The 7576-nt window shown below is 39.6% G+C and carries 9 protein-coding genes; all 9 read right to left on the bottom strand.

Annotated elements, in window-relative coordinates:
* Positions 1-5: 5 nt before the first annotated feature.
* Positions 6-1277, bottom strand: a complete 1272-nt coding sequence (locus tag RM529_RS15295) for a beta-ketoacyl-[acyl-carrier-protein] synthase family protein (RefSeq protein WP_311485623.1) — start codon at positions 1275-1277, stop codon at positions 6-8.
* 274 nt (positions 1278-1551) lie between these two features.
* Positions 1552-1986: a 3-hydroxyacyl-ACP dehydratase FabZ family protein gene (locus tag RM529_RS15290; protein WP_311485622.1), complete on the bottom strand. Its 435-nt coding sequence runs from the start codon at positions 1984-1986 to the stop codon at positions 1552-1554.
* 18 nt (positions 1987-2004) lie between these two features.
* A complete protein-coding gene (locus RM529_RS15285) occupies positions 2005-2799 on the bottom strand; it encodes an SDR family oxidoreductase (RefSeq protein WP_311485621.1) in 795 nt (264 codons plus the stop codon).
* Positions 2793-3845 (bottom strand): type III polyketide synthase, encoded by a 1053-nt coding sequence (locus tag RM529_RS15280; RefSeq protein WP_311485620.1) that lies wholly within the window; start codon positions 3843-3845, stop codon positions 2793-2795. The genes RM529_RS15285 and RM529_RS15280 overlap by 7 nt, the downstream gene beginning before the upstream one ends.
* Entirely contained in the window at positions 3842-4573 is a 732-nt protein-coding gene (locus tag RM529_RS15275; protein ID WP_311485619.1) for a methyltransferase domain-containing protein, read from the bottom strand. The genes RM529_RS15280 and RM529_RS15275 overlap by 4 nt, the downstream gene beginning before the upstream one ends.
* Positions 4570-5688, bottom strand: a complete 1119-nt coding sequence (locus RM529_RS15270) for an NAD(P)/FAD-dependent oxidoreductase (RefSeq protein ID WP_311485618.1) — start codon at positions 5686-5688, stop codon at positions 4570-4572. The genes RM529_RS15275 and RM529_RS15270 overlap by 4 nt, the downstream gene beginning before the upstream one ends.
* A 75-nt stretch (positions 5689-5763) precedes the next feature.
* Positions 5764-6465: a YiaD family glycine zipper/OmpA-like lipoprotein gene (locus tag RM529_RS15265; protein ID WP_311485617.1), complete on the bottom strand. Its 702-nt coding sequence runs from the start codon at positions 6463-6465 to the stop codon at positions 5764-5766.
* Between the two features lie 11 nt (positions 6466-6476).
* Positions 6477-6956: a lipocalin family protein gene (locus RM529_RS15260; protein ID WP_311485616.1), complete on the bottom strand. Its 480-nt coding sequence runs from the start codon at positions 6954-6956 to the stop codon at positions 6477-6479.
* 79 nt (positions 6957-7035) lie between these two features.
* Positions 7036-7197 carry a DUF1328 family protein gene (locus RM529_RS15255; RefSeq protein WP_311485615.1) on the bottom strand — a complete coding sequence of 54 codons (162 nt, stop codon included), beginning with the start codon at positions 7195-7197 and terminating at the stop codon, positions 7036-7038.
* Between the last annotated feature and the right edge of the window lie 379 nt (positions 7198-7576).

Genomic DNA, 7576 nt, shown 5'->3' with positions numbered 1-7576 from the left:
CTACTTCAATCATACTTCTTAAAAATAACTACCGCATTCACATCTCCAAAACCAAAACTGGCCTTGGCGAGTACTCTTGTTTGCTGCTGAAGTGTTTGCTGCGGAATTTTTTCACTGTTTATCATTTTGAGGATTTCAGAATCGGGGTCTTCGCAGTTTATATTTCCAAAGAGGAAATCATTTTTTAGCTGAAGTACACCCGCCACACACTCTATACTTCCCGAAGCGCTTAAACAATGGCCAACCATCCCCTTAAGTGAATTAATTACCGGGAAATTCTCCTTTTCTCTTTTTAAAGCCTTTGTCCAGTTTAGGATTTCTACAGAATCTTTGGCTGTAGCCGTGAGATGTCCGTTTATAGCGTCGATTTCCTGCGGGTCGATATTTGCCATTTTCAGGGCACCTCTTATACACCGCTGTACCGCCTCATCATTCGCTGCGGTCATACTTCCACCTGCTCGTTGCCCGCCACTGTTAACTTCGCCACCCAGCACTTCAGCATAAATTTTGGCACCTCTTTCCAAAGCAGATTCCAGGTTTTCCAGAACCAGTGCTCCTGCACCGCTGCCGGGAACAAAACCTGCCGCAGATGCACTCATTGGTCGGGAAGCTGCCTCCGGACGAACATTATATTTTCCCGGTAATATTCTCATGGCATCAAAACCGCCCCAAACATATGGGCCATCGTCACTGCAACTTCCCACGAGCATTCTTTTTGCCTTTCCTGCCTGGATACGTTCAAATCCCATTAGCAAAGCCTCGGTTCCTGTTGTACATGCCGAAGAATTGGTAGTTACCTGATTTCCGCAACCTAAAATTCCGCCCAAATAGGCACTTATGCCGCTGGCCATGGTCTGGATCACGCTGGTACTTCCTAATCGGCGTGTTTTTCCGGCGTCAATAAGGTGAATTGCTTCTCTGAATTTGTTCACACCTAAAATTCCGGTTCCGAAAACAATCCCTGAATCCCAATCGGGAGTTTCTTCTTCAGAAATATCGAGTCCGGCATCTTTCCAAGCGTCAGTCCCTGAAATTACCCCGTAAACAATTCCGCTGCTGTTTAATCCGCGCAACTGTAACGGACTAAAATATTCTTTAATTTTTTCTTCAGAAATTTGTGGCTTCCCTCCTATCTGGCAACTGAAATTTAGCTCTTCTAACTGTGGATGAAAAGTAATCCCGGATTTGCCATTTCTAATCGCCGACTCAAATGCTTCGATTCCCACTCCGTTTGGAGCGGCGACGCCAAGACCGGTTATTACTACTCTTTTCTTCATTTATTTCTTAAACTTTCAACCTCAAGGTATTATTTGAATGGTGAATTTTAAAGTTTGAATTTTATTTAAAAGACTTCTTCGACCACGAATACACTAATAATTTTTTGTAAACTGTTTTGAGAGCTTCTTACTTGTATCAATCTAAATCAGAAAGTAAAAGCTTCTAATTGGTGGCTGTATTTTCTAATTTCTAACTATTAAATTCTCAAATTTATACCTACAAGGTTTTAAAAACCTTGCAGGATCTCATTCCCACTATTCACTTCTTCACCCCTCACTTCATCATTCCTGCAATTGTTCCTTTGCAAACCAGCTCATCTTCAGCATTAAACATTTCCACATCACATTTTAGCTTGTTAAACCGGAAATATTTTTTCTTTGAAGCCACTTTTACTGTTTCTCCGGGAAAAACCGGCTTAAAAAATTCAACTTCCGAAGAACTTAATGCGATTTGAGGCTCTTTGGCCTGGTAATTCTGTTTATTTAAAAGAAAAATTCCGAAGCAAACGAGTCCGATCTGCGCCATACATTCGGTTAAAATTACTCCGGGAGTAACTGGATTATTTTTAAAATGTCCTTTATAGAAAAAGGATTCCGGTGGAAAAGTATATTGCCCAAAAAGGCAATTTTCATCCACCTCTGTTATTTCGTCTACAAATAAAAACGGATCTGAATACGGCAGCCGGGAAAGAATTTCTTTTACGTTCACAGGAATAACATACTGGATTTACATTAAATGTTCCCCACCATTTACGGGAATAATTGTACCGGTGATCCAGCCTGCTTCATCCTTACTCAAAAGATAAACCACGTTGGCAACATCTTTGGGAACGGTAAGCCGCTTAAATGGATTATGCTTAAGGGCATGATTTCTAAGGCTCTCATTACCCGGAATCATTTGGAACGACCTGGTAACAGTAATCCCGGCCTGGATGCAGTTTGCCCTTATCCCATGCGGTGCAAATTCCAGGGCCATGCCCCGCGTAAGGGATTCCAGGGTAACTTTTGCCGCAGAAACAGCTGCATAGTTTTTCCAGGCCTTCTTGTTTCCTTCACTGGTAAACGATATCACCCTTGCATCTTTAGCAAAAAGCCCTGCACGAAAAATATCCTGGGTCCAGTCATACAGGCTTAATGCCATCGCATCTATAGTAAGCTGGAAATCTATATTCTCCAGCCGTTCTTCTTTACCGGTCATGGGCTTTAAATTGCCTTTTGCAATGCTGTGCACCATTGTTCTTATTTTACCTTCGGCACCCAAAATTTCAGCAATCTGAGAGACCAATCCGGCGCGTTTCTCTTTCTGTACAGCATCTACATTGAAACTTTCCAGTCGCACGCCGCTTTCCCGAATTTCATCAAAAGCTTCCTCTATATCCGGAATCTCAGACCGGCGGTCTCGGTGTACAATAATAATGTTCATGCCGTGTTTGGCGAGTTTACACGCACTGGCATAGCCCAGTCCTGTACTGCCGCCCAGGATTAGCGCCCAATAATTTAGATCTTTAAATTCTGCTACCATTGTAATAAGATTCTTTGTGCTGAAAATCCCGGACCAAAACTGAGCATTATCCCCTGCTCCCCTTTTGGGATATCTTTTTCCATAAAGCGCTGCAGCACATAAAGAACTGTTGCGCTGCTCATATTGCCATACAAACGCAGGACTTCCCGGGTATCATCAATATTCTTTCCTAAGGTACCAAAAAGATCAGAGACTGTTTGTACAATTTTCTTCCCGCCGGGATGAAAAATAAGATGCTCCACTTTTTCTATCGAACTATTATTTTTTTCAAGAAAAGGAAAGATAATGTCAGAAAAATGTTCTGAAATAGTTTCGGGAACCCTTTGATCCAGGATCATTTGCAGGCCCTGGTTAGTAAGGTCAAAACCCATCATTTGCGTGGCGTCGTAAAAATGATACATTGCTTCGGCAAGAATTTCAGGGCCTTCTGCTTTTTCTTCAGAAGACATTAAAACACAGGCTGCTCCATCACCAAATATGGCGGCACTCACCATATTTGCCATACTGTAATCCTCAAGCTGAAAAGTAGCTGTAGGACTTTCTACAGCAATTACCGCCGCTCTTTTGCCGGGATTGGCCTTTAAAAAATTATGGGCGTAGATCATTCCTGAAATTCCTGCAGCACAGCCCATTTCGGTCACCGGAAGCCTGGTAATATCCTGTCTTAGGTTTAAATCGTTTATTAAATAGGCATCCAGGGAGGGAATCATAATCCCGGTACAACTAACGGTAATGATGTAATCCAGTGAATCTGGCTGCCACTGTGCATTCTCCAGGGATTTTTTCAGGACATTTTTCCCGAGTTTTTTTACTTCACGCACATAAATATTATTTTTACCTTCAAAAGAAGTTGAAGTAAAAACCTCCTCGGGAGCCATAATGGAATAGCGTTTATCCACACCAGCCCCTTCAAAAATTTTCAAGATTTTTCTCCGGAACCTGTCCTCCTGTCCTTCCAGCCAGGTTTCTACTAGTGGTAAAACATCTGCCGTTTCCCGCGAATATTCAGGAAGTTCTTTTTCTACCTTTATAATTTTTACACTCATAGTTTTTTGTACTGTTCTTTTTCTATAATCCACTGATAGCGGAAAGCCCATTTCCAGTGAATCTCCTGCTTACCTGAAGGAACCTGGGATGCCAGTTTTTCAATATCTTCTTTTTTGAATCCGCGTAAAATGGAAATAAGTCCGTCTTTTCGAGCGATTTCGTTGTCTATAAACACGCTGCAAAAAGCCTGAAACAGCCTGTATGCAGCTTTACTCCTGTGAAGGTCGTTAATCACAATCCCAATATGTGACTGATGGTAAAAACTATTTAATAATTTGACGATATCAGGATTTTTAAAGTGATGCAGCGTTAATGTGCACAAAATGATATCATATTCCTCACGCTGAAATTCTTCACTAAAAATGTTGAGTGTTCTAAACGTTACTTCTGGAAAGTCGTGAGACATTTCTTCGGCAATTTCTATGGCGTGTGGATTAGCATCTATACCTGAAAGTCGCAATTTCTGGTTATGCTTTCTACCCCATTTTGCGATTTCCCTTAAAATAGCACCATTCCCGCATCCCACATCCACAATTTCAACCTGCTTTTCCTTCGGAACATTTTCAAGAAGTTTTTTTACTCCCTGAATGGTAATGTTATTACCGCCGAGCCATTTATTGATATTATCAAGATCCCGCAACGTATTTTTTAATTCTTTGCCACTTAAGTCGAAGTCGTCCATCACCTCTTCCTCTTCTGTTCTCTTAGATGTATCTATACTTCTCATGCTACAAAATTTCCGTGGGTTCTCTTAATAATGCGCGGTAATAGAAATGGAACCTTACTGATCATATTCTGAGATATTTCGGACATACCGGGATTCAATAAAATTGCTTGTAACATTCTACCCGATAACAACCTGGTTTTAAATTCTTTATTCCAACTTATCTTATATGTTTCTTCAACTTCTGTCCTACTCTTTAGTTCGTTATTAAAATATGCCAGAACAGCTTCAGAAGCTAATTTTGCGCTGTGGATCGCCATTGCCATTCCATTACCACAAAGGGGATGAATTAGCCCTGCAGCATCTCCCAGCATAAGAATATGATTTTTTATAAGCGATTTCTGTTTAAAGGAAACCTGTGCAATAGATATATCTTTTTTAAAAGCAGGTTGTGCCTCTTGAAAAAACGCCTTGAGGTGCGGATTTTTGGAAAGAACTTCTCTTTTATAATCTTCCGGAGATTTATGCTCCTTAAAACTTTTATATGTAGCCAGATAGCAAACATTTATGTTTCCGTTTTCAACCATAGACAATCCGCAATAGCCACCCCTGAAGTTGTGTAGCGAAACCAAGTTGGCCGGATAATTCTCATGCCGATAATGTGCTTTTACAGCAAGCCACTCTGATTTTCTCTGAATAAAATCCCGATCCAGTTTTTTGTCAATTATCGACCTTTTTCCAAAAGCACCAAGAACAAAATCTGCCGTAACCAATTTTCCTTCAGAAGTCTTTATGCTGAAGGTGTTATCTGAAAAATTAATATCTGTAACTGTTTCTTGTACAATCTCAACACCATTGTTTACAGCTATTTTATATAAGTAATTATCAAGAGCATATCTGCTTATTCCCAGTCCGCCCATTTTTAAATTTGAAGAAACAGTTTTACCGGAAGGAGTGCTGAAATGAAGCTTGTTGATTTCTACCGGAGCTAAAGACTTCAGAGAAATCTGGAGGGATTCCAGGTAAGGAACAATTTCGTTAGAGAGATATTCCCCACATACTTTATGACGTGGAAAACTATCTTTTTCGAAAAGATCAACTTTTATTCCGCTGGAAGCAAGATGTATTGCAGCAGTTAAACCAGCCAACCCTCCACCAACAATGGCAATCTTTCTCATTTTATGAAGATAACTAAAAAGAATAAAAAAATCCCGGCGCTTACCGGGATTATAAATTGTTTAAACTTTCTTCTTTTAATTTTGTGAAGTTGCCTGCTGCGCTTCCTGTTTTAATTCTTCATTTGCAACAATAGCAAGCTCTACCCTACGATTTTTAGCCCGACCTTCTGCCGTAGTATTATCGTACTTAGCCTGAGCTTCTCCATACCAGTTGGTGGTAAGTCGACCCTGGGAAATGCCCCCATTGGATACCAGGTAATTTGTTACAGCCTGCGCACGATTTTTAGAAAGGGTAAGGTTATAACTTTCTGCCCCTCTATCGTCTGTATGTCCTTCGACCATTATGTTGGTGTCTGGATATTCACTTAGAATATTTGCCAGTTTATCCAGTGTTTGCCGGGAATCCCCGCTTATATTAGATTGATCTGTAGCGAAGTAAACTCCACTGTTCTCATCAAATGTGACATTAATCCCTTCGCCCACACGTTCTACTTCGGCACCAGGGATTTCCTGTTCAATTTCTTTGGCTTGTTTGTCCATACGGCTACCAATATAACCTCCGGCTGCACCACCAACCACACCTCCAATAATTGCACCGAGAGCGGTATTGCCATCACCGGTATTATTTCCTATAATTCCACCAATTGCCGCACCACTACCTGCTCCAATTACAGCTCCTTTTTGTTTGTTGTTGGCATTTCTTGTCGCATCACATGCAAACAGCATGCTGGCTGCAAAAAATATAGCGGTAAATTTATTTAGCATTTGTCTTTTCATAATTTGTGTTTTTAAATTTTAGTAAAATTCATTCTAATTACAAAGGGCTCACCTTCAAGAGTAACCGTTTGTTCCCAAACCATGTCTGTTTCACTTAAACTTCTAAGGTTCAGTCTAAAGCCCTGCCCTCCAGTAGTTGAATTTGCATCTTCGTCAGTTGGTTTTAAGAGAAAATCGTAGACGCCCTGCGGAGTATTTTCTTCATCTATAGACCAATTAAAATAGCGTTGTGCAGTACTACAATTAGTGCCCTGGAGTGTGTAAGTACCCTGATTATTATTGGAGACAAAGTTCCAGGAACTATTTTCAAAACATGAGGCAGAAGCATCATTTAATAAGGTAACATCAAAAGTCCCCGTGTTTTGTGGATAAGTCACACTTGTAAGCGTCCAGTTCCCTTTAAATGTTTTTCGTGCTTCCCTAGCCACCTGGCTTGGGCCACATGAGGCAATAAGAATTGCAATGGTAACTACAGTAATTATTTTTTTCATCTTTAATTTAGGTTTAATGAAAAAACCCAATGTAGATCAAACCCTGATCTGCATTGGATTTTATAATATAATTTTAATCCTATCTTCTAAATAATCTGCTTAAAAGCGATATTACCAGAAGTACTACAAAGATCCAGAAAATAATCTGTGCAATATCAGCAGCTCCTTCTGCTATACCACCAAATCCAAAAATGGCGGCGATTATAGCGATAATTAGAAAAATGATAATTAAACGTATCATAATAATTGGTTTTATTGATTAGCTAAATCTAAATTAAGCCACGAGTTTACGGCCAACAAAAGATTATTAATACTTTAACAGAGGGTATGTTAAGAAATATTAATTATTTCAGTCGAAACCTGTTAAATTATTAATGTTCTATTAATTTTTTAAATAGCGTTAATACTTTAACCTACAGGATGCCACTTGTTATTCTTTTAAAATCCGAATCAAAACGTTTCTTTATTATTTAGTGATTCATGCAAAAACATACATCTTTTAATTAAGTTTTATCGATAATTGCCATTTGTCAGGAGCATCTTTACATAACAACTTTATTTATGAACCTGAGTTCGATTAATAATATGGAGTAAAAAAGGAATAAAAATAGGCAGATTAT

It is taken from the genome of Autumnicola edwardsiae, from assembly GCF_031846505.1.
In the GTDB taxonomy this organism is placed as follows: Bacteria; Bacteroidota; Bacteroidia; order Flavobacteriales; family Flavobacteriaceae; genus Autumnicola; species Autumnicola edwardsiae.
This window is presented reverse-complemented; position numbering and strand designations above follow the sequence as displayed.

Excerpts from the sequence above, each read along its gene's own strand:
- RM529_RS15295 (WP_311485623.1), bottom strand. The coding sequence starts at position 1,277 with ATGAAGAAAAGAGTAGTAATAACCGGTCTTGGCGTCGCCGCTCCAAAC.
- RM529_RS15285 (WP_311485621.1), bottom strand. The coding sequence starts at position 2,799 with ATGGTAGCAGAATTTAAAGATCTAAATTATTGGGCGCTAATCCTGGGC.
- RM529_RS15280 (WP_311485620.1), bottom strand. The coding sequence starts at position 3,845 with ATGAGTGTAAAAATTATAAAGGTAGAAAAAGAACTTCCTGAATATTCG.
- RM529_RS15275 (WP_311485619.1), bottom strand. The coding sequence starts at position 4,573 with ATGAGAAGTATAGATACATCTAAGAGAACAGAAGAGGAAGAGGTGATG.
- RM529_RS15270 (WP_311485618.1), bottom strand. The coding sequence starts at position 5,688 with ATGAGAAAGATTGCCATTGTTGGTGGAGGGTTGGCTGGTTTAACTGCT.
- RM529_RS15265 (WP_311485617.1), bottom strand. The coding sequence starts at position 6,465 with ATGAAAAGACAAATGCTAAATAAATTTACCGCTATATTTTTTGCAGCC.
- RM529_RS15260 (WP_311485616.1), bottom strand. The coding sequence starts at position 6,956 with ATGAAAAAAATAATTACTGTAGTTACCATTGCAATTCTTATTGCCTCA.
- RM529_RS15255 (WP_311485615.1), bottom strand. The coding sequence starts at position 7,197 with ATGATACGTTTAATTATCATTTTTCTAATTATCGCTATAATCGCCGCC.